Genomic DNA, 21,445 nt, shown 5'->3' on the forward strand with positions numbered 1-21,445 from the left:
CAGAAGGGAAGAGGATCATGACCACCGACACCATCGGCCTCGACGCCGACGCCCTGGTCGCCGCCGCGCGCGAACAGACCGGCCTTACCGACCTGGGCGACGACGCCATATTGGAAGGGCTGGACGTGCTGGTCGACGCGATCAACCGCGAGGCCAACCTCACCGAAGCGGCGCAGGGCCGCTGGGCACAGCAGCTGACCGCGACGCTCGCCAACCGGCTGCAGGTCGAGGACTGGCTCGCCCGCCATCCAGACCTGCTCGACGCGCCGGTCGAAAAGCCGATGTTCGTCTTCGGCCTGCCACGCACCGGCACGACCCTGACGATCAACCTCTTGAACGCCGATCCGGCTCGCCGCTCCTTCCTGCGCTGGGAAGCGTTCAATTCGGCGCCACCCGCTGCGGCCGGCACGCTCAGCAGCGACCCGCGCTATGTCGCGGAACAGGCGCGGCTCGACATGTCGCTCAAATATGCGCCGCATATCTCGGCCATCCATCATGAGGATGCCGACAGCCCGACCGAGTGCCAGTTCGCCATGGCGCCGTCCTTCTGCGCCCAATATTATGACTCGGTTCTGCATGTGCCGAGCTATCAGAAATGGCTGTTCGCCACGAGCTACCTGCCCGCCTTCCGCTATCACAAGCGGCTGCTGCAATTGCTGCAGGCAGAAAATGGCGGCCGCTGGACACTGAAGAATCCCTGGCATCCGCTGTTCCTGGACGACCTCACCACCGTCTATCCCGATGCCCAGCTGGTCATGACCCATCGCGATCCGGCCGACGTCGTCGGCTCTGCCTGCAGCCTCGTCTACCAAGTGCGCAAGATGTTCAGCGCCGATGTCGACCCGGTCGAGGTCGGCCGCTCGCAACTGCGCACCTTCGACCTGATGATCGAGCGGATGCTGGCCTATCGCGAAAAGCATGGCCAGGATGCGATCCACGACATCCAGTATGACGACCAGCTACGCGACCCGATCGGCGAGATGCGCAAGCTCTATGCTCGCTTCGACGAACCGTTCACGGCGGAAGCGGAAGCCGGCATGACCGCGATGCTGGCCGCCAATCCACAGGGCAAGCATGGCAAGCATAGCTATGACCTGGCCGATTATGGGCTCGATCGGGCGCAGATCCACGCCCATTTCAAGGCCTATACCGACCGCTTCTCGATTCCCGTGAAGGCCTGACCCGATGACGCAGGCGCATCATGACCTCGCCCGCCGCTTCTTTGCCGCCCTGTCGGCGGCGGCACTGCCGGACGAATTGCTGACCGAGGACATGACCGCCTGGACGACGACATCGGGCGTCGATGCGCCGCGCGCATCCTATCAGCGCGGCGTGGCGATGCTGGGGTCGCTGTTCCAGGGCGGGCTGAGCTTCACCGTCGATTCGCTGACCGCGGAAGCGGACCGGGTCGCGGCCGAGGTGCGGTCGGCGGGCACGCTGGTGAATGGCGAGCCCTTCGCCAATCGCTATGTCTTCCTGCTGCGCATCCGCGACGGCCGGATCGCGTCGGTCGCCGAGCATTTCAACCCGACGCCGGTGGAAGCCCAGATCAAGCCGCTGATCCAGGCGATGATGGCGGCGAAGCAGGACTGAGCGATCAGCCCTGTTTCATGCCCTGGCTGGCCATCGCGAAACTGTAGCGCAGATGGTCGAGATGGCCGGTCGGCACCGGCGGGAAGAGCAACGCGTCCTGCGTATCGCGGATCGCGTCCAGCCGATCGGCAATCTGCTCGATCGTCCAGTCGGGCTGGAACACGCCAGCGGTTTCCATCGTGTAGGCGCGCGCGACACGCCCGGCCATGGCGATCAGCATCTCGCCACTGACCGCGCAATCCTGATGCGCGAGATAGCCGACGGCGGGCGCGACCAGTTCCGGGTCCATCGGCGGATAGGCGCTGGTGTCGAGACCCTCGGCCATGCGGGTGACGGCGCCGGGCAGGATGATGTTGCTCTTCACCCCATGGGCCGCGCCTTCGATCGCGGCGACGTTGGACAGGCCGATCATCCCCGCCTTGGCGACGCTGTAATTGACCACGCCGGCATTGCCATAAAGGCCGTTGATCGATCCGGTGAGGACGATGCGGCCATAATTGGCGGCGCACATATGCGGGAAGGCGGCGCGCACGACATGGAAGGCGCCGCGCAGATGGACGTCGAGCACCGTCTCGAAATCGGCATAGCTGAGTTCCGCCAGGCCGCCGCGCCTGACGATGCCGGCATTGTGGATAAGAATGTCGATGCTGCCGAAATGGTCGCGGGCGAGGTCGATCATCGCCAGCCCGCCTTCGGGCGTGGCGACGCTGTCGGTCGAGGCAATCGCCTGGCCGCGGGCGGCACGAATCTCGTCCACCACCGACTGGGCCGGGCCGGCATCGGTCCCCTCACCCTGCATGCTGACGCCGGGATCATTGACCACCACCTTCGCCCCGCGCGCCGCCAGCAGCAACGCATAGGCCCGGCCGAGGCCACGCCCGGCGCCGGTGATCAGGGCGACGCGGTCGTCAAATCGCAGCATGATAGTCTCTCTCCCGGATGATGATTGGCGGGGAGCTTAGCGGCGGCGGTGCCGTCGCCCCAAGCGTGGCGCCAAATGATCGCTCAGGCGACGATCCCGGCGTCGCGCAGCCGGGCGATGGTCTGCGCATCCATCCCGAGAAGGTCTGCCAGCACCGCGTCGCTATGCTCGCCCAGCACCGGCGGCGCACTTGGCACGGGCTGCTCCGCGCCTGGGAAGCGGAAGGGGCGGTTGACGATCGGGATCGTGCCCAGCGTCCTGTGCTCGGTCTCCACCACCATGTTGCGGGCCAGCGTCTGCGGCTGGGCCAGTGCCTCGCTGATGGTCAGGATCGGCGCATGGGGCACCTGATGCGCGGCGAACAGCTCGGCAAGGTCGGCCACGGTGCGGGTCTGCGTCACCGCCGACAGCAGGGCGTTCACCTCCGCCCGCCGCTCGCGGCGCTTGTCGAGCCTGTCATAGCGCGGATCGTCGGCCAGCGCGTCCAGCCCCAGTGCGGTGCAGATCTTGCCCCAGAAATGATTGGTGAGGCAGGCGATGACGATCGACCCGTCGCTCGCCGGAAAGACGCCATAGGGGACGAGATTGGGATGCTGCGATCCCTGCGGCACCGGATCCTGCCCGGTGAAGAAGCTCAATTGCGCCAGATAGCCGAGCAGGCCGATCATCCCGTCCATCAGGCTGATGTCGATCAGCCGGCCGCGCCCGGTGGCATGGCGTTCGTGCAGGGCGGCGAGGATCGCGATCGGCCCGTTGATGCCGCCGACCAGATCGCCCAGCGGAATGCCGAGCTTGGTCGGCAGCCCGCCCGGTTCGCCATTGACGCTGAGCGCGCCGGACATGGCCTGCAGCACGATGTCGAAGGACGGCCGATCCTTGAGTGGCCCGGTCATGCCGAAGCCGGAAATGGCGCAATAGATGAGGCCGGGGTTGATCGCCGACAGCGCCTCATAGCCAAGGCCCAGCCGGTCCATCACGCCGGGCCGGTAATTTTCGATGACGATGTCGGACTTGGCCGCCAGGTCGCGCGCGATCGCCAGCCCCTCGGCGGCTTTCAGGTCGAGCACGATGCTCTTCTTGCCGCGATTGACGCTGAGGAAATAATGGCTTTCGCCTTCGCGCAGCGGCGGGAAGCTGCGGGTGTCATCGCCGCTGCCGGGCGGCTCCACCTTGATGACTTCCGCGCCCAGATCGGCGAGCGCCAATGCAGCCGAGGGGCCGGCCAGGACGCGGGTAAAATCCAGCACCCGCACCCCGGCCAGCGGCCCTGCCCATATACTCTTGGCGTGGCTGTCCATCATGCATCTTTCGGTGGGCCGTCCCATCCCAAATCCTCCCCAGGGGGAAGGAACGGCCCGCCGCGCCCGGATCAGGCCGGGCGGCTGGGCAGTTCGGCAATCGAGGTGCCGAAGGCCGAGACTTCGCCGCGATGGGTTTCCGCGCGCTGCTGGATCTCGACATATTTCTTGCCGTTCTCCTCGAACTTGCGGATCACGCTGCCGTCGATGAAGATCACGTCGCCATCGGGATTGTGGCGGCGGATCTGGCACTTGCTCTTGTGCAGGAAGCCGTCGTCGCCGATCCAGTTGGTGACCTGATGGGTCAGCCAGCTGCAGCGTTCCGGACCATAGTCATAGGCGCCCGGCGCGCCGACTTCGAGCGCGAACGCCTCGTCCCAATGGACGCGTTCCGGGCAGTCGGGCACGTTGAAGCGATTCTTGATGCCGGTGCCGGGATGCTTCTGCTGCATCTTCCACGCCAGCTTGTTGGCGCGGATATAGAGGCCGCCCCAGCCCTGCGCGTAGCAGATGAAGCCGGTGACGGTCATCGGCCCCTTCATCATGCGCGGCAGCTCGTCGCCGACCTGCACATCTTCCCAATAACGGGGCGTAGCGCCGCGAATTTCTTCCTTCTCGTACAGCTTGTACATCTCGGCCAGCTGTTCGTCGGTGAAGGGTTCCACACGACCACGGGCTTCGGTGTACTTCGTGCCACGCTCGCGCGCTTCGTCGCGGTCGGTGCGGAATACCCAGCTATCGCCTTCAGCCACCTTGTCGCCCGACTGGTTGAAGAAATCGACATGGTAGATCTGCTGGAAGCTGCGACCGGCGAACTTAGTCTGATGCTCGACCAGATCCTTCAAATAGGCCTCGGTGCGGATCGTGTCGTTGCGCAGCACCGGCTTGTGCCAGGTCCAGTCGGCGCCCGCCCACATGGCATGGACGCCCGACAGGCCACCGCAATAGCCCGAGATGATGCGGCTGGTGGTGAACAGGAAGCTCGGCAGCGCAACCAGCGAACCATGCTTGGTCTTTTCGGCATAGGCCGGATCGCACCACAGCGGATTATCGTCGCCGATGCCGTGCGCATAATGGCGGATCGCGTCGCGCGTGGCTTCGTAGTTCCACGGCTCGACCGTATTCTCGATCTTGACGCCGATGCGCTTGCGCAGGTCGTCCAGCCCCTCCTCGGTGATCTTGGGGAATTTGTTCACGGGCGCGTCGGCCAATGTTGCCATCTCTCTTCTCCTGACTTCAGTTGGCGAGTTCGACCGCCTTGGCGGCCTCACGATCTCTCAAAATCTTGCGGTGGACCTTGCCGGCCGGCGTCTTGGGCAGGTCGGTCACGAATTCGACGATGCGGGGGAATTCATGCTGGGCGAGCTTTTCGCGGGTGAAGTCCTGCAGTTCGCGGACCAGCGCGTCGCTGCCGTCGCGATTGAGGATGATGAAGGCCTTCACCACCTGGCCGCGCTTGTCGTCGGGCACGCCGATCACCGCGCATTCCAGCACCGCCTCATGCTTGAGCAGCGTATTCTCGATCTCGACCGCGCTCATCGTCCAGCCGGCCGAGATGATGACGTCGTCGGCGCGGCCGCAATGGTAGAAATAGCCGTCGGCGTCGATCTTCGCCCGGTCCTTGGTGGTTTCCCACCGATCGCGGCGCCACAGCATCAGCTCGCCAATCTCGCCGGGGTCGCAGGCGCTGCCATCGGGGCGCTGCACTTCCAGCTTCTGGCCCGGCACCGCCTTGCCCAGCGAACCCGGCTTCACCCTGAAATCCTGCGCGCCGGGATAGTTGACCAGCACCACGCCAATCTCGGTCGTGCCGTACATGGAACAGGCCGGCACCTTGAAATGGGCGTCGATGAACTCCAGCGTCGCCGGGTCGATCGGCTCGCCGGTGTAGGACAGCTTGTCGAAATGGAAGGCGAAGTCGGCGGCCCGGCCGCTATTCTTCATCATCCGATAATGGGTCGCGGCGGCCGACATGTTGGTGATGCCATAGGCTTCCAGCGCCTGCATCAGCCGCACCGGATCGAACCGGCCGGCAAAGGTGCCGGTCGTCACGCCCAGCCCCAGCGGCGCCAGCGTGCCATGCCACAGGCCATGGCCCCAGGCCGGCGAAGAGGGGCAGAAAAACTCGTCGCCCGGCCGGATGCCGGTGCCGTAGAGGGCGGCGAACATCAAGGTCACCAGCGCGCGGTGGCTGTGCTTCACCGCCTCGGGCAGTTCGCGCGTGGTGCCCGACGTATATTGGAACACGGCCAGGTCATTGGCCTTGGTCTTCGGGCTGTAGCTCGCCGGGAAGCGGGCGAGATCGGCCAGCAATGCGTCGTCGGCGACGATCACGCGCGGGCCGTCCATGCTGCGCGCCAGCTCCGCCTTTTCCGCGTTGGTGATGAGGATGGTCGGCTTGCAGTCATCGACCCGCAGCCGCAATGCATCCGGGCCGAACAGGGTGAAGAGCGGCACCGAGATCGCGCCGGTCTGCATCGCGCCGAACAGGCAGACATAGAAGGGCAGCGAAGGCTCCAGCATGAAGGCGATGCGTTCGCCCGGCTGAATACCCTCGGCATCAAGCCAATGGGCGAAGCGCGCAGCGCCCGCCGCGATCGCGTCGAAGCTCAATATCTCGTCCCGGCCGCCATCATCACCATTGGCGGCATGGGCGATGCGCACGGCGGCACGGCCCGATCCGTCAGCATGGCGGGTGATGCATTCATGGGCGATGTTCAGGTCTTCGCGGTCGCCGTCGAACAGATCCCACAGCGCCGCTGAGGTCGCATGTGCCTGTGCATCGGCATAGCTGCGATAGTCGGTTAGCTTCGCCATCATCCCATCCCATCGGTCCGGCATTCAACTGGGCGAACGGGTCGAAACCCCGTCGCTGCTTGCAACAAGCGATGTCACAGCGACTCATTTGTTGTAAATGGTGAATTATGTTCTATATTTCGAATTACAGGCCATCGGCGTCGCGATAGGATGACGCCATGACCGACAGCCGCACCACACCCCGCCCGCCCTCCACCGTCCGCAAGGTCGCCAAGGCCGTGCAGGAGAGCAAGGCGCCCGCCATCGCCCGTGCCGCCGCAATCCTGCGCCTGCTGGGCAAGAGCGACCGACCGCTCGGCGTGCAGGCGATCGCCAAGGAACTGGGGCTGGTGCCCAGCACCTGCCTCTATGTGCTGCGCGCGCTGGTGGAGGAGGAACTGGTCGCCTTCGATCCCGACACCAAACGCTATGCGCTGCAGGCCGGCGTGCTGACGCTGGCGCGCAACTGGCTGCGCCGCGACGCCTTCAACGACCTTGCCCAGCCGGTGCTGGACCGGCTGGCGCAGCGGTTCGGCCTCACCATGCTGGGGGTGCAGGCGGTGGGCCTCGATCATATGATCGTCGTCGCCATGGCGCAGTCGGGCAGCGGCTTTCAGCTGAGCGCCCAGGTCGGCAGCCGTTTCCCCGCCCTCATCAGCGCCACCGGCCGCTGCATCGCCGCCTTTGGCGATTATGGCGAGAAGGAACTGAAGGCGCGGTTCGACACGCTGCGCTGGGACGATCCGCCGCCCTTTGCCGACTGGATGGAGCAACTGCGCCAGACCCGCGCGCAGGGCTTCGCGGTGGACGAGGGCCAATATATTGCCGGCGTCACCGTCGTCTCCGCGCCCGTATGGAAAGGCGCGGGCCGCCCGGTCCATGCGCTGGTCGCGATCGGCATCGGCGCGGCGCTGCAACGCGAAGGCCTCGGTGAATTGCAGCAAGCGCTGGTCGAGGCGGCCGCCGCGCTCAGCGAGCAGCTCAGCGGCGACCGTCCCCTACCGGCGGCGTAGCGCCAGCACGCTCCCTTCGGCGTCGCCCGACACATAGAGCGTGCCGTCCGGCCCGGTCGTCACATCGGCGAAATTGATCATCGGCCCGGCCATGTCACCGATCGGCCCCAGGAATTTGGGCGTCACGCCGGCGGGCGCCCCCACCGGCAGGGCGCTGGCGATCGTCGCGCGCGCGCCGCCCGACAGGTCGGTGGCGACCAAAGTCTTGGTCCGCGTATCGACGACAAACAATTGCCCGTCATGGATCGCCAGCCCTTCCGGCCGACCCAGCCCGTCAATGATCGTCTCGCTGCGGCCGCCCGCGATGCGCAGCACGCGCCCCGCTCCGGCCTCGGCGACATAGGCTGTCCCGTCCGGCCCCAGCGCGACGCCCATCGGCTTGTCGAGGTCGGTCGCGAGTTCGCCGACCGCGCCATTCTCGATCGAGAGCAGCCGGCCAGTGCCATATTCGGCAACCACCACCGCCCCGCCCGGCGCGACCGCCACCCCCATCAACTGGTCGAGGCCGGTGGCGAGGAAATCGCTTTCCCCTTGCCCCGGCCGATAGCGCGCCACCGCTCCCAAGCCGGTGCTGATGATCCATTCGCCCGCCTGCGCGCCCGCAGCCACACCGCGCATATAGCCGGGACAGCCGGGGTAGAAGATCATGCCGGCCAGGGTCAGTGCCTCGTCGGCCCGCAGCGTATAGCCGAAGGTGCCGTCGGCGACGAACAACGCGCCGTCCGCGCCCATGGCGAGGCCCAGCGGCCATTGCAGTGCGCGGGGCACGACGGAGCGGACCTTGCCATCCCCAAGCAACTCCGTAATTTCGCCCGGAATGCTCGACACGAAGATGCGGTCACCGATGAAGCTGACATTGTCGAGGCCGGGACCAAGGTCGGCCAGCACTTCGCGCGTGCCGCTCACCAGATCGAGCCGCAACACCTGACCGCTGGCCACCTGGGTCGTGACGATCCGCCCCTTGCTGTCGAACTTCACCGAATCCGGCACGCCCAGATCGCCGGCCACCACTTCGGGTGCGCCACCATTGATATCCACCCGCCAGATCTCGTTGGCGCCCATCACCGGGAAATAGAGCTTGCCGTCCGGGCCGACCTGAAAGGCGTTGGCCATCGGGATATTGTCGAGGATGATGCGCGGCTCGCCCCCATCCAGGTCCAGTTCCATGATCCGCGCGCCGATGCGGCATTCGCCCGCGATCAGCCGGCCCTGATGCCAGGTGATCGGGTTGGCGACCGGAATGTCGCCGCGCACCACCCGCACGTCGCCCGATGGCGTGCGCATCGCGACCCGGCCCTCGGTAATTTCGGTCAGATAGAGGTTGCCGGCATCGTCGAACACCAGATCGTCAGGCGCGACGATGGAGCCGCCCATCGCGCTGATCGTCTCGATCGCGCCGCTGTCGACATCGATCGCGCTGACCTGGCTGCCACCGACCTGTGCGACATAGAGGCGCCCGTCCGGCCCGGTGGCCAGACCATTGGCACCGTGCAGGCGGCTGGGCGGGGTCAGCCGCGCAAGGGACCAGCCCTCGGCAGCGACCGCAGCACTGGCAGCGCCATAGCGCCCGGACTGGACCGCCATCTCAGGCGTAGCCCAGCAGCGACTTCACTTCGAGATATTCGAGGAAGCCATGCTCGCCCCATTCGCGGCCATTGCCGCTGCGCTTGTAGCCGCCAAAGGGGGCGTGGAAATCGAATCCGCCATTGATGCTGATCCAGCCGGTGCGCATCCGTCGGGCGACGGCACGGCACTGGTCGACATCGGTGCCGCTGACATAGCCGGCGAGGCCGAAATTGCTGTCATTGGCGATCTCGACCGCATGGTCGATATCGTCATAGCCGATGATCACCAGCACCGGGCCGAATATCTCCTCGCGCGCGATCAGCATGTCGTTGGTGCCGACGAAGACGGTGGGCTTCACGAACCAGCCCTTGTCGATCCCCTCCGGCCGGCCAAGGCCGCCGGCGATCAGAGTCGCGCCCTCGTCCAGGCCTTGCTGGATATAGTCCTGGATGATGTTGTACTGGCTCTTCGACACGACCGGACCCATGGCGACATTGCCGGTCGGATCACCGACCGTCACCGCGTCCGCTGCGCCCTTGGACGCCGCGATCACCTCATCCATGCGCGATGCCGGCACCAGCAGGCGCGATCCCGCGCTGCAGGTCTGGCCCGAATTGCCCATCATGCCGCCGGTCGCGCCAGCGACATTGGCGGCCAGCGCGTCATCGTCGAGCACGATGAAGGCGCTCTTGCCCCCCAGCTCCAGCCCGACCCGCTTGATCGTGGTCGCGGCATCCTTCTGGATCTGGACGCCGACCGGTTCCGACCCGGTGAAGGACACCATGTCGACATCCTCATGGGTGGAGAGCGCCGTGCCGATCACACTGCCGCTGCCCTGGACCATGTTGAACACGCCCGCCGGCACACCCGCCGTATCGAGGATTTCGGCCAGGATCTGGGCCGAGAAGGGCGCCAGTTGTGGCGGCTTCAGGATCATGGTGCAGCCGGTCGCCAGCGCCGGGAAAATCTTCACGCAGGTCTGGTTCATCGGCCAGTTCCACGGCGTGATGAGCGCGCAGACGCCGATCGGCTCGCGCGCGATCATGGTCGCGCCATGCGGTTCGTCGAACTTGAAGTCGCGCAGCACCTCGATCGCGGTCTGCAGATGCCCCGCGCCCAGCCCGACATGGAAGCCATGGGCGAGCGAGGACGGCGCCCCCATCTCCTCGATGATCGCATCGCCCAGCTCGGTCTGGCGCCGCGCATATTCCGCCTGAATGGCGAGCAGCAGGTCGAGCCGCTGTTCGCGCGTGGTCTGCGACCAGCTGGCAAAGGCCTTGCGCGCGGCGGCGACCGCCTTGTTCACGTCGGCAACGCCGCCGAGCGAAATGGTGCCGGCCACCGCCTCGGTCGCGGGGTTGATGACATCCGCGGTCTTCGGTTCGACCGGGGCGACCCACTGGCCGTCGATATAGAAGTTCCGATAGTCGCGCATGTCGATGTCCCATCCTCTCCAAAATCCTCCCCTTGAAGGGGAGGTGGCTGGCCAAAGGCCAGACGGAGGGGTGTGTCCGCCGGAGTAACACCCCTCTCCCCCTCCCCTTATCCGGGGAGGAAGGGCGTTTTACTGGGTGCCTTCGGCATACCAGGTGCGGAATTCGGCATATTTGGGCATTTCTTCCGAATTGGCCTTGGGGTCGATCACGACATGGACGACGCCCGGCTTGCCGCTGGCATAGGCACGCGCGATCGCCGGCTTGATGTCCTCCGCGCGGGTCACATATTCGCCGTGGCAGCCAAAGCCCTCGCCGATCTTGTCGAAGCGGACTTCCTTGCTCCAATGGGTGCCGGTTTCTTCCGTGCCCTGGCCGAAGGTGCGCTTGTAGACGCCCACTTCCAGGCCCCACTGATTATCCACGCCGACGACGCAGACCAGCGGCAGCTTGGTGCGGACCGCCACTTCCAGTTCGGCGATATGGAACATGAAGCTGCTGTCGGAGGTCAGCAACAGGCCCGGACGGCTGACGCCAGTCGCCGCCTTGTCCGCCAGCATCGCGCCGGTGGCATAGGGAATGCCGGTGCCGATATGGCCGAAATTCTGGTTCCAGATGACGTCGTTCGGCTTGCACTGCGAATAGGTCCACTGGAAGATCACGCCGGCGCCGCCGTCGCGGATCAGGATGCCGTCCTTGGGGAAGGCCTCGGTTGCTTCCACCGCCAGGCGGGCGGGATGGATCGGCAGGTCGCCGGTGCCGTCGCTCTTGGTGCGCGATTCCGCCGCCAGTTCGTCCAGCTCGGCCTGGCCGTCGCGCATGAAGGCTTCCAGCATCGGTGCAGGCGCGCGCGGCGTATCCTTCAGCGCCTCGACCAGCTGCGGCACGACGCCGCGCAGGTCGCCGACCAGCGGCACGTCGATCGGCCGGTTGACGCCGATCGCAGCGGGATCCTGCTCGACATAGATCCATTTGCGGATCGCTTCATTCTTCATCCAGTAGCGCCATTTGCCGAAATGGACCGGCTCGCCCAGTTCGGTGCCCAGCGCCAGCACCAGATCCGATTCCGTGACCGCCTCGATCGACGCCTTGGAGAAGACGTACTGGAAAGTGCGATCTTCCAGCCCCTTGATATAGCTTGTGCCGCCTGAGGTCTGGATCACCGGGCAGTTCATCAGGTCCGCCAGCTGCTTCACCGCCGCGCCCGAGCGCGAGGTGTGGACGGCATGACCGACAAGCAGGATCGGGTTCTTGGCGGCGCGGATCAGATCGGCTGCTTCCTTGACCCGGTCGATGTCAGCGCCCTGGTTGACCAGTCGATAGCGATCCGGCGCCAGCGGCGCGGGCAGGTCCAGCTCTTCCAGGATGATGTGGCTGGGATATTCGATATAGACCGGGCCGGGGGTGCCGCCCATCGCCTTGCGGATGCCCTCGCGCACGACCTCGTCGGTCTGGTCGGCATATTCGATCGAGGCGGCATATTTCACGCTATTCTCGAACAGCGGCATCTGCTTCACGAACTGGATACGGCCACGACGGACGCGCTGTTCGGTGACGCGGGCGCGCTGGCCCGACAGGAAGATGACCGGCGAATTTTCGACCAGCGCGCACTGGATGGCGGGCGCCATATTGGCGATGCCCGGCCCCAGCGTGCCGATGGCGACGGCGGGCTTGCCGGTGATGCGCGACGCGGCCTCGGCCATGAAGCCGGCAGCGGCCTCATGATGGGGCGCAACCACGGTCCAGCCGCGCCGTTCGGCCTCCAGGAACATGTGGACGAAATTGGGATCGGGAATGCCGAACAGCGTGTTGATGCCTTCGGCCTCGAACAGGTCCAGCATCCGCTTGTAGACCGGCGTGCCCTTCTTGTCGGTGGCGTTCACGTTGACGGCGGGCTTGGGATCGTCATAGCTCATTTGAGTAACCTCGGTGCGCCCGTACCCATGTACGTGGCTAGGTTGCGGTGGAAATTGGTGATCTTGCGTTCCTGGTGCGGGTTGGGCAGCGGTCCGCGGAAGCCGCGCGACTTCATGCCCTTCTGCACCCATTCCATGTTGGAGAAGTCCTGGGCGAGGACGGCGCCCCAGCCCTCGGCGGTGGCCTCCGTCTCTTCCCATTCGGTCACCGGCACTTCGCCTTCGGGAAAGCGCTCGATCGCGTAGGATTCAAAGATGCACATGTCGGGATCGTCGCCATAGGGACGGGTGCGGTAGCAAAGGGCGAAGGTGATCCCCTGCAGCACCGACATGTTGGGAAAGACGTGCCAGGCGAGGCCCGCCTCGGCCATCACCTCGGGCGGGATTTCCGGCCAGATGACGCCGCGTGCGGCATCGTCCGCCTTGGCGGATTTCAGCCAATGGGCGATGACGTCGCCGGCCGCCGTGCCCTCGGGCAGTTCGTCGACCAGCCGGCTCGCCGCATTGACCAAGGTCTCGGTCGAGGCGGCATAGTTCAGCGTCTCGTAATTCTCGCGGATCAGCTCATAGGTGGAGCGGCGCGGATCATCGCCCTTCCCCGCGCGGGTGACGCTGCTGCTCTGGCTCATCTGGAAGGCCGGGTCGCGCTGGTCGAAACCGCTTACCCCATGCAGGCCATAGGCCGCGCTATATGCGTAATAATCGCCATAATCGAGCAGCTGGGTATGGGTGCCCGCGACATGATAAGGCTCCATGAAAGCCTCCAGCGCGGTCTTCCAATTGGCCGGATAGACCACCCATTTGCGCCATTTGTAGCGCATCTTGTCCATTTCGAAGTGGGACAGGATGCGACCGGCATCGCCCAGGAAATCGATCAGCGGCTCGGCATTGAGGTCCATGTGGATCCAGATCCAGCCGCCCCATATGTCGATCTTCACATCCGACAGGCGGGTGCATTCGGCATTGAGCGCGCCCTGCCAGTCCTGCGGGTCGAGGATGTAGGTGTTGTTGCCCTCGGTATCGAAGGTCCAGCCATGGAAGCCGCAGACGAAGCTGCGCCGGTTCTTGCCGCGCACCGAATGCACGTCCTTGGGCACGTCGACCAGCTGGCGGCCGCGATGCGGGCAGACATTGAAGAAGGCGCGCAACGTGTCGGGCGCGGTCCGCACGATGATGATCGACTCATCGCAAATGTCGTAGGTCATCCAGTCGCCGACATCGGGCAGTTCCTCGACCCGCGCCGCCATCTGCCAGACATGGGGCCACAGCTTTTCCTTCTCCGCCAGGGCATAATCCTTCGACAGGAATGCCTCGGTCGGGTAGGTCAGCGGCTTGGCCAGCGCCTCCACATCGATATTGTCGATCTTGCTCATGGCATCCTCCTGCAACGTCCGCGTTGCCCGCTGGGTACGGCCCGCGAGTCCGCTCGCCGGGTCCGCAAGGACAATATTTTCAACCTGCCTATCGCAACTGGCGGGAGCGCCCCAAGGGAAGAGCGGCGACCGCCACGAACCATCCCCGGGGCGATCCGGCCCATGGCTCAGGACCGCAATTCCATGCCGTCCAGATCACCCTTCGCGCGCCAGTCCTGCACCAGTTTCTGGAATGCGCCCCAGCCCGGACCATAGCCGCGGAACAAAGCCCAGGGCGCCTTCACCTGGCCTTCATTGGTGAAATAGCTGGGGGTACATTCCTGCTGGAAGGCGGTCATGTCGATTTCCATTTCCTCGAAATGGCGGACATAATCCTCCTGCCCCTGCAGGGTGGTCTCGACCACCTTGGCGCCCTTATCCATCACCGCATGGATGATATGGGCGATATGCTCCGCCTGGCGGCCGAACTGTTCGGTCACGCTGGCGTTGAGGCCGCCCTGGATATAGCCGATGAAGAACTGGTTGGGGAAACCATGGGTCATGGTGCCGTGCAGGGTACGCGGGCCATTGGCCCAATGATCGTAGATGGACAGGCCATCGCGCCCTTCCACCGCATCGATGCCCCAGCGGCGCTTCAGCTCGCTCGTCACCTCGAAACCGCTGGCGAAGATGATGCAGTCGACCTCATATTCGACGCCGCCCGACACGAAGCCCTTTTCGGTGATCTTCTCCAGCCCCTTGCTGTCGGCGACATCGATCAGCGTGACATTGGGCCGGTTGAAAGTCGGGTAGAACTCATTGCTCGACAGCGGACGCTTGCAGAGGAAGCGATACCAGGGCTTCAGGGCCTCGGCCGTCGCCTTGTCCTCGACCATCTCGTCGACGCGGGCGCGCAGCCGCTCCATCACGCGATAATCGACCACTTCGCGCTTGGCCATGAATTGCTCGATCGACATTTCCGGCCAGCCCTCGGCCTCCAGTTCGGCCGACAGGTTGCGGGCGATCTCGGTCCAGATGTCGCAGATCAGGTCAGGCTCGCCCGGCGCAAAGGATTCCATCGCGGCGCGGTGGAAATTGGCCTGGCGATCGGCCTGCCAGCCGGGTTGGAGCGATGCCGCCCAGTCGGCGTCGGTCGCCGGATTGGGCCGTTCGTCCACGGTCGATGGCGTGCGCTGGATGACATAAAGCTGCTTGGCGTAGCGGCCGAGATAGGGCACCGCCTGGATCGCGGTCGCGCCGGTGCCGATGATGGCGACGCGCTTGTCGGCCAGTTTGTCGAGCACCGGATTGGCGTAGCTGCCGCCGCTATAATCATAGTCCCAGCGGGCGGTGTGGAAGATCTTGCCCTTGAAGCTGTTGATGCCGGCGATGCCGGGCAGCTTGGGCATGTTGAGCACGCCGCAGCCCATCACCACGAAGCGGGCCAGCAGTTCGTCGCCCCGGCTGGTGCCGACGCGCCAGCGCTGGATCGTCTCGTCCCATTTCAGCGAGGTGATGAGCGTGTGGAACAGCGCCTTGTCAGCGAAACCGAAGCTTTCGGCGATCTGGCGGCAATAGGCCTGGATCTCCGCGCCGTCGGCGAATTTCTTCGACGGCATGAAGCCGGTTTCTTCCAGCAGCGGCAGATAGCAATAGGCGTCATTGTCGCACTGGATGCCGGGATAGCGATTCCAGTACCAGACGCCGCCGAAATCGCCGCCATGGTCGATGTTGCGGAAATTGGTGACGCCCTGCCTGGTCAGATGATAGCCGGCGAGCAGGCCAGCAAAGCCCGCGCCCAGCACCACGACATCCAGTTCCTCGACGATCGGGTCGCGCGCGACGACCGGCATATGCGGGTCGACGTCATAGCTGTGCGTCGTGTCGTCGGTGGTCGGCCGATATTGGCCTTCCCGGTCGGCGCGCATCCGCTTGTCGCGCTCGGCGCGATATTTCTCGCGCAGGGTCGGGATATCGAATGTGTCAGCCGCAGGCGTCTGCGTCGGCTTGCAGGTCATGACCTCTCCTGGGGATCGCTGTTCTCGCCATTTTGTTAATCAACACATATGTTGACTTGCAATGGCGGAGCGGCGGGCCGGCGCTGTTAGCGCTGTGGCGATCCCTTGGCGGCCTTCTGGCCGCGGCGCTGCCCTGAATATGGGCAGTCAGCGGGAGAGGTAGTCAGTCGTCAGCTGGCGCGCCGATCAGGCGGCGCGGGCCAGCTTTTCTTCCTTGGCGACCGGGAAGGTCACGACGTCGGCCGAAACCGGCTCGGCAGCGGGGGTCAGCGCGGCGATATAACGCTCGGCGGTGACGACGTCCCGGCGATAGGCGAAATAGAGCGAGATGAGCGAAAACATAAGAACCTCGGACAAGAATATTGCTGCGTCGCAGCATCGAGGTTCATCTGGTCTTCCCCGGCTTTTTTCGCAAATGCAAAGGCGCCAAGGCCAGTTGCACGAAACGCCATCGACCGGTTGCGCGCCTTGCAACGGCAACCGGTCGATGGCGATCAGACCCGGCCGGTGACCGGAATCAGCGCGCCGGTGATCGGCGCGGCGGCGGGCGACAGCAGGAAGGCGATCACCCCGCCCAGCGCCTCCGGCGAGACCCAGCGGCTGACATCCGCGTCGGGCATGTCGGCGCGGTTGGCCGGCGTGTCGATGATGCTGGGCAGCACCGCATTCACGCGCACGCCCGCATCCTTCAACTCTTCGGCCAGCGCCTCGGTCAGGCGCGCGACGCCGGCCTTGGACGCGGCATAGGCGCCCATGCCGGCCGCCGCCTTTGCCGACGCCGCGGCGCCGATATTGACGATCGCGCCGCCGCCATCGCGCAGCAGCGGCAACAAGGCGCGAGTCGCGATCAGCGCGGTGCGGACATTCATGCCATAGAGCCGGTCCCAGGTGGCGACCGACCCATCCTCCACCGTCTCCCAGCTGAAACCGCCGGCGATATTGACCAGCGCGTCGAGCCCGCCCAGCGCTTCGCCGATCTTCTCGGCTGCGCCGGCCATCGCCTGCTCGTCGGACAGGTCGATGCCGCCCAGCGCCAGGTCGACGTTGTCGGCCGGCACATCGCCCAGGTCGATACCCGCCACCGTCCAGCCGGCCGCACGCAGCACCTGCACCGCCGCCCGGCCCAGCGCACCGGCCGCGCCAGTTACCGCCACCACTCCCGCCATCATCATCCCCTTTCGATAGTCTGCGTCAGATCCCGGACATGCACAGATATTTGATCTCGACATAGTCCTCGATGCCATGGCGCGATCCTTCGCGGCCCATGCCCGATTCCTTGATGCCGCCGAACGGCGCCACTTCGGTCGAGATGAGGCCGGTGTTGATGCCGACCATGCCGACCTCCAGCGCCTCGCCCACGCGCCAGGCGCGCGACAGGTCGCGGGTATAGAAATAGCCCGACAGGCCAACCTCGGTGGCGTTGGCCAGCGCCACCGCCTCCTCTTCCGTGTCGAACAGGAACAGCGCGGCGAGTGGCCCGAACGTCTCCTCGTCGGCCAGCTTCATCTCCGGCGTGCAGCCGCTGATGATGGTCGGCTCGAAGAAGCTGTGGCCCAGGGCATGGCGATGCCCGCCACTCACCAGCGTGCCGCCCTTGGCCAGCGCGTCGGCGACATGTTCCTCGACCTTCTCCACCGCCTTCTCGTCGATCAGCGGCCCCTGGGTGACGCCCGCCTCGGTGCCCGGCCCGACCTTGAGCTTCGCGACGGCGGCTTTCAGCTTCTCGGCAAAGGCCGGCGCGACGTCGCGCTGGACAAGGATGCGGTTGACGCAGACGCAGGTCTGGCCGCTGTTGCGATATTTGGACGCGATCGCGCCTTCGACCGCCGCATCCAGATCGGCGTCGGCAAAGACGATGAAGGGCGCATTGCCGCCCAGTTCCATCGACAGCTTCTTCATCGTCGGCGCGCATTGCGCCATCAGCGTCTTGCCGACCTCGGTCGATCCGGTGAAGCTCAGCTTGCGCACCAGCGGATTGCCGGTCAGTTCCGCGCCGATCACCCGCGACGATCCGGTGACGACGTTGAACACCCCCTTGGGCACGCCCGCCCGCTCGGCCAGCACGGCCAGCGCCAGCGCGGTCAGCGGCGTCTGGGTGGCGGGCTTCAAGACCATGGTGCAGCCCGCCGCCAGCGCCGGTGCCGCCTTGCGCGTGATCATCGCGGCGGGGAAATTCCACGGCGTGATCGCGGCGACCACGCCGACCGGCTGCTTGATGACGACGATGCGACTGTCGGCGCGATGGCTGGGAATGATCTCGCCATAGATGCGCTTGGCCTCTTCGCCGAACCATTCGATGAAGCTCGCGGCATAGGCGATCTCGCCCTTGGCCTCGGCCAGCGCCTTGCCCTGCTCGCGGGTCAGGATCATGGCCAGGTCGTCCTGATGCGCGATCAGCAGCTCGAACCAGCGGCGCAATATGCGCGAGCGTTCAGCCGCGGTCTTCGCCTTCCACTCTGGCAGTGCCGCCTCCGCCGCCTCGATCGCCGCGCGCGTCCCCGCCTCGTCGATCGCTGGAATGCCGGCCAGCCGCTCGTCCGTCGCAGGATCGGTCACGTCGATGCTGGCGGCGCCGATCCACTGGCCGTCGACATAGCATTGTTCGCGCAGCAGGCTGGGGTCGGCAAGGGCTATGGTCATCGGATCACCTTCTTCGGCAGGATGCGGGGCAAGGGGCGCAGGGCGCGCCCGTCGCTGCGTCCAACGCAGCATGGCCCCATTTCGATGCGAAGGTGGGATGCGCGGCAGGCGGCGTCAACGTGGACAGAATGTCCCCGCCCAAGGATCGACCCCGCGATGCGCGCTATTGGGGAATATGCGGCGTCCGCCGATTGACTAGTGGCCGCAGATAGGAGGGATCGCTCGCGTCCCGTGCCGGCGCGCCATTGGCATGCAGGTCCGGTATATCGCCGAAGGGGAGCGGCAGGGTCGGCACCAGCCCGGACCATTCGATCATGTTGGTGCGCAGCACAATCTTCCACTGGCCATCGCGCCGTTCCAGCCGATCGAGATAGCGGCCCCCGGCGATCCAGTTGCTCTCGTCCCGGTTGCGGCCGACGAACAGATAATAGGTTTCGGCATGGGCGCTGTCGCCATCGATATCGATGGTCATGTTGAGCAGATTATGATGCGTCGCCACCTGCCCGCCCTCGTGCAGGGCGCTGGCCCAGGCATAGAGCGCATCGGGCGCGCCGACGAAGCTGCCCGCCGCGACGGTGGCGTCATCATGGAAGGCCGACAGGAACAGGTTGCGGTCGAACCGGTCCATGCCCCGGCTGAACCGGGTCAGACAGTCGACAATATCCTGCCGGTCGAGCAGCGCGTCGATCCGCGCCTGGCGATCCGCGTCCATCCTATGCCTCCGTCCGTGGGGCGATCGGCTGCCAGATCGGCGCGCCGCGCTCGGCCCGCAGCGACGGGATGGTCTTTCCGTCGACATCGGTGATGCCATAATCCTGCGCCAGTTCGGCGGTGATGAAGGTGCCGCCCGATCGCGCCATGATCGCCGGATCGGCCAGCAGCGCGGCGATCACCCGGCCGGGAAATTCGGGCGAGCAGCCGACCAGCGGATTGGTGACGGTCAGCGCCTTCATCGCCGGATTGGCGGCGATGTTGCGCTGCGCCCGCTCGGTCATGGTCAGCCCCTGCCATAGCGAGAGCGAGGCGACGCCATGGGGCTGCAATTCGATCGCCATGTCACGCGCCATGCGGTCGACCGCCGACTTGCACGTACCGAACACGACGCCATAGGTGTAGGTCACGCCGACATAGCCCGATATCGCCACGATGAGCCCCGATCCCTGCGGCACCATCATCTGCGCGGCATGGCGCGCAGCGACGAAGTTGGAGCGCACGCCGACATCGACCATGTCCCAGTTGGACAGCGGCTTTTCCCAGAAGCTGCCCGGCACGGTCAGATCTTCGGGGATCGCAAAGGCATTATTGACCAGCAGGTCGAGCCGCCCCTGCTCGCGCCGGACCTGGTCGAACAGGGCGGCCACCTGCGCATCGTCGCCATGATCGACCTGCACCGCAATGCCCCGGCCACCGCGCGCATCGCACAGCGCCGCCGTCTCGCCGACCGTGCCCGGCAGTTCATGGTCACCCGCCTTGACCGTGCGCCCGGTGACATAGACGGTCGCCCCCTGCTCGGCGAGCGCCAGCGCCATGCCCTTGCCGATGCCCCGGCTCGCGCCGGTGACGATCGCGACCTTGCCGTCCAGCGATTTCATGATCCTCTCCCTCAGTCCGTCTCGCGCGCGAAAAAGCGCACGCTGTGATCGCCGTTCGCGCGGCCAGTGAAATGCGGCGCGCTGAACGCCATGCCCATGACGCCCTGGCTCCAGTCGGCTGAGACGCCGATATCCTGCACCCAATCATAGAGCATGGTGCGCCGCGCGATCCGCCACTGGCCCTCGCGCCGCTCGAAAAGGTCGAGATAACGGCCGCCGATCATGACGTCGCGCTGCGCATCGCCCATGTCGATGCGATGATAGGATTGGACCTGCGTTTCGACCCGCGCAGCGTCGCCCTCCAGGTCGATGACGCTCTGCCCCAGCAGATGCTGGGTGCAGAGGATCGCGTCGGCGCCGGGCACCACCCAGGCGAGATAGGCATCGAAATCGCCGGCGAACACGCCATAGTCGGTGCTGCCGTCGGGCCAGCAACAGGCCCGGATCAGGTCGGCGTCGCGCCGGTCCTCACCCCGCGCCAGCCGGGCGAGGCAATCGCGGATCGCCTCCCGGTCCAGCATCGCCTGCAATGGCGTGGCGGCAATCTCCATCCGGCCCTCTCCTTCCCGCCCGTCATGGCGGGCTGTCTGTCCATTGGCCGGTCATAGGCGCGCGCCATGGCACGTCGCTTGACCAATTCGGACAGGAGAGAAGCGGGCAGCCTCAGCCGCGCGGGGCGAGCCCCGCGATCAGCAGGTCGACCTGCGCCGCCGCGATCGCCTCGGCGCTCATCGCGCCGGCAGGATCGCGCCAGCGCGCCGACCAGTTAAGCGCGCCGGCCAGGGTGAAGGCCGCCAGCTTCACGTCGACCGGGGCGATCGACCCGTCCGCCACCGCATCGGCGATCAGCCCACGCATGGCCAGGTCGATGTCGCGCTTGCGCGACCGGAACAGGATCGCCCCTTCGGCCGACAGGCATTCGTCGCCCGTCCGCACCACGCAGGCGCCAAAATCATCCATGATCACCGCGCCATAGCGGCGCAGGAAATAGCCGAGCCGGGCCAGGCCATTGCCTTCCCCCGCGCGCGCCTCATCGGCTGCCGCACGCAGCATTTCCAGGCCGCGGGTGACGCATTCGATCAGCACCTGCTCCTTGTTGCCCAGATAATGATAGATGGTCGGCTTGCTGATCCCCAGGCTCGCGGCGACATCGTCCAGCGAAGTCGCATGAAAACCGCGCGCGTTGAACATGCGCACCGCCGCGCGCAGCACCGCCTCGCGCTTTTCCTCCCGCTCGCGCGCCTTCTCCTCCCGCGTGCGGAAGGGAGACGGGATCGCCACTGCGCTTTTCGCCGACACTCGCTGT

Annotated in this window: 19 protein-coding genes; 3 read left to right on the forward strand and 16 right to left on the reverse strand. The window is 65.8% G+C overall.

The features are described from left to right. The first annotated feature begins 17 nt into the window (after window positions 1–17). Window positions 18–1,181 carry a sulfotransferase family protein gene (locus tag U0025_RS18985; RefSeq protein ID WP_004209064.1) on the forward strand — a complete coding sequence of 388 codons (1,164 nt, stop codon included), beginning with the start codon at window positions 18–20 and terminating at the stop codon, window positions 1,179–1,181. Between the two features lie 4 nt (window positions 1,182–1,185). Beyond that, a complete protein-coding gene (locus U0025_RS18990; RefSeq protein WP_004209065.1) occupies window positions 1,186–1,593 on the forward strand; it encodes a nuclear transport factor 2 family protein in 408 nt (135 codons plus the stop codon). A 4-nt stretch (window positions 1,594–1,597) separates the two neighbouring features. Here U0025_RS18990 and U0025_RS18995 read toward each other — a convergent pair whose 3' ends face one another. The 4 genes from U0025_RS18995 to U0025_RS19010 form a co-directional block, all read right to left on the reverse strand. Continuing rightward, window positions 1,598–2,515: an SDR family NAD(P)-dependent oxidoreductase gene (locus U0025_RS18995; protein ID WP_004209066.1), complete on the reverse strand. Its 918-nt coding sequence runs from the start codon at window positions 2,513–2,515 to the stop codon at window positions 1,598–1,600. A gap of 83 nt (window positions 2,516–2,598) precedes the next feature. Beyond that, window positions 2,599–3,816 (reverse strand): CaiB/BaiF CoA transferase family protein, encoded by a 1,218-nt coding sequence (locus U0025_RS19000; RefSeq protein ID WP_254792337.1) that lies wholly within the window; start codon window positions 3,814–3,816, stop codon window positions 2,599–2,601. Between the two features lie 68 nt (window positions 3,817–3,884). Further along, the gene (locus U0025_RS19005; protein WP_004209068.1) at window positions 3,885–5,033 is read right to left on the reverse strand and encodes an FAS1-like dehydratase domain-containing protein; all 1,149 of its coding nucleotides are present in this window, start codon (window positions 5,031–5,033) and stop codon (window positions 3,885–3,887) included. A gap of 16 nt (window positions 5,034–5,049) precedes the next feature. Then, entirely contained in the window at window positions 5,050–6,633 is a 1,584-nt protein-coding gene (locus U0025_RS19010; RefSeq protein ID WP_254792338.1) for an acyl-CoA synthetase, read from the reverse strand. A 155-nt stretch (window positions 6,634–6,788) separates the two neighbouring features. Here U0025_RS19010 and U0025_RS19015 point away from each other — a divergent pair, with 155 nt between their 5' ends. Next, window positions 6,789–7,622, forward strand: coding sequence for an IclR family transcriptional regulator (locus U0025_RS19015; protein ID WP_004209070.1), 834 nt, complete (start codon window positions 6,789–6,791; stop codon window positions 7,620–7,622). On the opposite strand, the gene U0025_RS19020 is transcribed toward U0025_RS19015, so the two are convergent. From U0025_RS19020 to U0025_RS19075, 12 genes are all read right to left on the reverse strand, one after another. Next, window positions 7,608–9,206: an SMP-30/gluconolactonase/LRE family protein gene (locus U0025_RS19020; RefSeq protein WP_004209071.1), complete on the reverse strand. Its 1,599-nt coding sequence runs from the start codon at window positions 9,204–9,206 to the stop codon at window positions 7,608–7,610. The two genes, U0025_RS19015 and U0025_RS19020, sit on opposite strands and share 15 nt — an antisense overlap. Before the next feature lies 1 nt (window position 9,207). Further along, window positions 9,208–10,623 carry an aldehyde dehydrogenase family protein gene (locus tag U0025_RS19025; RefSeq protein WP_004209072.1) on the reverse strand — a complete coding sequence of 472 codons (1,416 nt, stop codon included), beginning with the start codon at window positions 10,621–10,623 and terminating at the stop codon, window positions 9,208–9,210. Between the two features lie 129 nt (window positions 10,624–10,752). Beyond that, window positions 10,753–12,537: a thiamine pyrophosphate-binding protein gene (locus tag U0025_RS19030; protein ID WP_004209074.1), complete on the reverse strand. Its 1,785-nt coding sequence runs from the start codon at window positions 12,535–12,537 to the stop codon at window positions 10,753–10,755. Continuing rightward, complete coding sequence (locus U0025_RS19035) at window positions 12,534–13,910, reverse strand: aromatic ring-hydroxylating oxygenase subunit alpha (protein WP_004209075.1); 1,377 nt, start codon at window positions 13,908–13,910, stop codon at window positions 12,534–12,536. Before U0025_RS19035 ends, U0025_RS19030 begins: the two co-directional genes overlap by 4 nt. Window positions 13,911–14,077: 167 nt before the next feature. Next, entirely contained in the window at window positions 14,078–15,907 is a 1,830-nt protein-coding gene (locus U0025_RS19040; RefSeq protein ID WP_004209076.1) for a flavin-containing monooxygenase, read from the reverse strand. A gap of 186 nt (window positions 15,908–16,093) precedes the next feature. Further along, window positions 16,094–16,264 (reverse strand): hypothetical protein, encoded by a 171-nt coding sequence (locus U0025_RS19045; protein WP_155276487.1) that lies wholly within the window; start codon window positions 16,262–16,264, stop codon window positions 16,094–16,096. Window positions 16,265–16,401: 137 nt separating this feature from the next. Further along, entirely contained in the window at window positions 16,402–17,079 is a 678-nt protein-coding gene (locus U0025_RS19050) for an SDR family NAD(P)-dependent oxidoreductase (RefSeq protein ID WP_037490652.1), read from the reverse strand. Window positions 17,080–17,098: 19 nt separating this feature from the next. Next, window positions 17,099–18,547: an NAD-dependent succinate-semialdehyde dehydrogenase gene (locus U0025_RS19055; protein ID WP_004209080.1), complete on the reverse strand. Its 1,449-nt coding sequence runs from the start codon at window positions 18,545–18,547 to the stop codon at window positions 17,099–17,101. A gap of 163 nt (window positions 18,548–18,710) precedes the next feature. Continuing rightward, entirely contained in the window at window positions 18,711–19,259 is a 549-nt protein-coding gene (locus U0025_RS19060) for a nuclear transport factor 2 family protein (RefSeq protein ID WP_004209081.1), read from the reverse strand. Window position 19,260: 1 nt separating this feature from the next. Next, window positions 19,261–20,139: an SDR family NAD(P)-dependent oxidoreductase gene (locus tag U0025_RS19065; RefSeq protein ID WP_004209082.1), complete on the reverse strand. Its 879-nt coding sequence runs from the start codon at window positions 20,137–20,139 to the stop codon at window positions 19,261–19,263. 11 nt (window positions 20,140–20,150) lie between these two features. Then, window positions 20,151–20,690, reverse strand: a complete 540-nt coding sequence (locus tag U0025_RS19070; RefSeq protein ID WP_004209083.1) for a nuclear transport factor 2 family protein — start codon at window positions 20,688–20,690, stop codon at window positions 20,151–20,153. Window positions 20,691–20,802: 112 nt separating this feature from the next. Then, window positions 20,803–21,438: a TetR/AcrR family transcriptional regulator gene (locus tag U0025_RS19075; RefSeq protein WP_004209084.1), complete on the reverse strand. Its 636-nt coding sequence runs from the start codon at window positions 21,436–21,438 to the stop codon at window positions 20,803–20,805. Window positions 21,439–21,445 lie beyond the last annotated feature (7 nt).

The sequence above is a fragment of the Sphingobium yanoikuyae genome (genome assembly GCF_034424525.1).
Lineage (GTDB): Bacteria > Pseudomonadota > Alphaproteobacteria > Sphingomonadales > Sphingomonadaceae > Sphingobium > Sphingobium yanoikuyae.

Excerpts from the sequence above, each read along its gene's own strand:
- U0025_RS18985 (WP_004209064.1), top strand. The coding sequence starts at position 18 with ATGACCACCGACACCATCGGCCTCGACGCCGACGCCCTGGTCGCCGCC.
- U0025_RS18990 (WP_004209065.1), top strand. The coding sequence starts at position 1,186 with ATGACGCAGGCGCATCATGACCTCGCCCGCCGCTTCTTTGCCGCCCTG.
- U0025_RS18995 (WP_004209066.1), bottom strand. The coding sequence starts at position 2,515 with ATGCTGCGATTTGACGACCGCGTCGCCCTGATCACCGGCGCCGGGCGT.
- U0025_RS19000 (WP_254792337.1), bottom strand. The coding sequence starts at position 3,816 with ATGATGGACAGCCACGCCAAGAGTATATGGGCAGGGCCGCTGGCCGGG.
- U0025_RS19005 (WP_004209068.1), bottom strand. The coding sequence starts at position 5,033 with ATGGCAACATTGGCCGACGCGCCCGTGAACAAATTCCCCAAGATCACC.
- U0025_RS19010 (WP_254792338.1), bottom strand. The coding sequence starts at position 6,633 with ATGATGGCGAAGCTAACCGACTATCGCAGCTATGCCGATGCACAGGCA.
- U0025_RS19015 (WP_004209070.1), top strand. The coding sequence starts at position 6,789 with ATGACCGACAGCCGCACCACACCCCGCCCGCCCTCCACCGTCCGCAAG.
- U0025_RS19020 (WP_004209071.1), bottom strand. The coding sequence starts at position 9,206 with ATGGCGGTCCAGTCCGGGCGCTATGGCGCTGCCAGTGCTGCGGTCGCT.
- U0025_RS19025 (WP_004209072.1), bottom strand. The coding sequence starts at position 10,623 with ATGCGCGACTATCGGAACTTCTATATCGACGGCCAGTGGGTCGCCCCG.
- U0025_RS19030 (WP_004209074.1), bottom strand. The coding sequence starts at position 12,537 with ATGAGCTATGACGATCCCAAGCCCGCCGTCAACGTGAACGCCACCGAC.
- U0025_RS19035 (WP_004209075.1), bottom strand. The coding sequence starts at position 13,910 with ATGAGCAAGATCGACAATATCGATGTGGAGGCGCTGGCCAAGCCGCTG.
- U0025_RS19040 (WP_004209076.1), bottom strand. The coding sequence starts at position 15,907 with ATGACCTGCAAGCCGACGCAGACGCCTGCGGCTGACACATTCGATATC.
- U0025_RS19050 (WP_037490652.1), bottom strand. The coding sequence starts at position 17,079 with ATGATGATGGCGGGAGTGGTGGCGGTAACTGGCGCGGCCGGTGCGCTG.
- U0025_RS19055 (WP_004209080.1), bottom strand. The coding sequence starts at position 18,547 with ATGACCATAGCCCTTGCCGACCCCAGCCTGCTGCGCGAACAATGCTAT.
- U0025_RS19060 (WP_004209081.1), bottom strand. The coding sequence starts at position 19,259 with ATGGACGCGGATCGCCAGGCGCGGATCGACGCGCTGCTCGACCGGCAG.
- U0025_RS19065 (WP_004209082.1), bottom strand. The coding sequence starts at position 20,139 with ATGAAATCGCTGGACGGCAAGGTCGCGATCGTCACCGGCGCGAGCCGG.
- U0025_RS19070 (WP_004209083.1), bottom strand. The coding sequence starts at position 20,690 with ATGGAGATTGCCGCCACGCCATTGCAGGCGATGCTGGACCGGGAGGCG.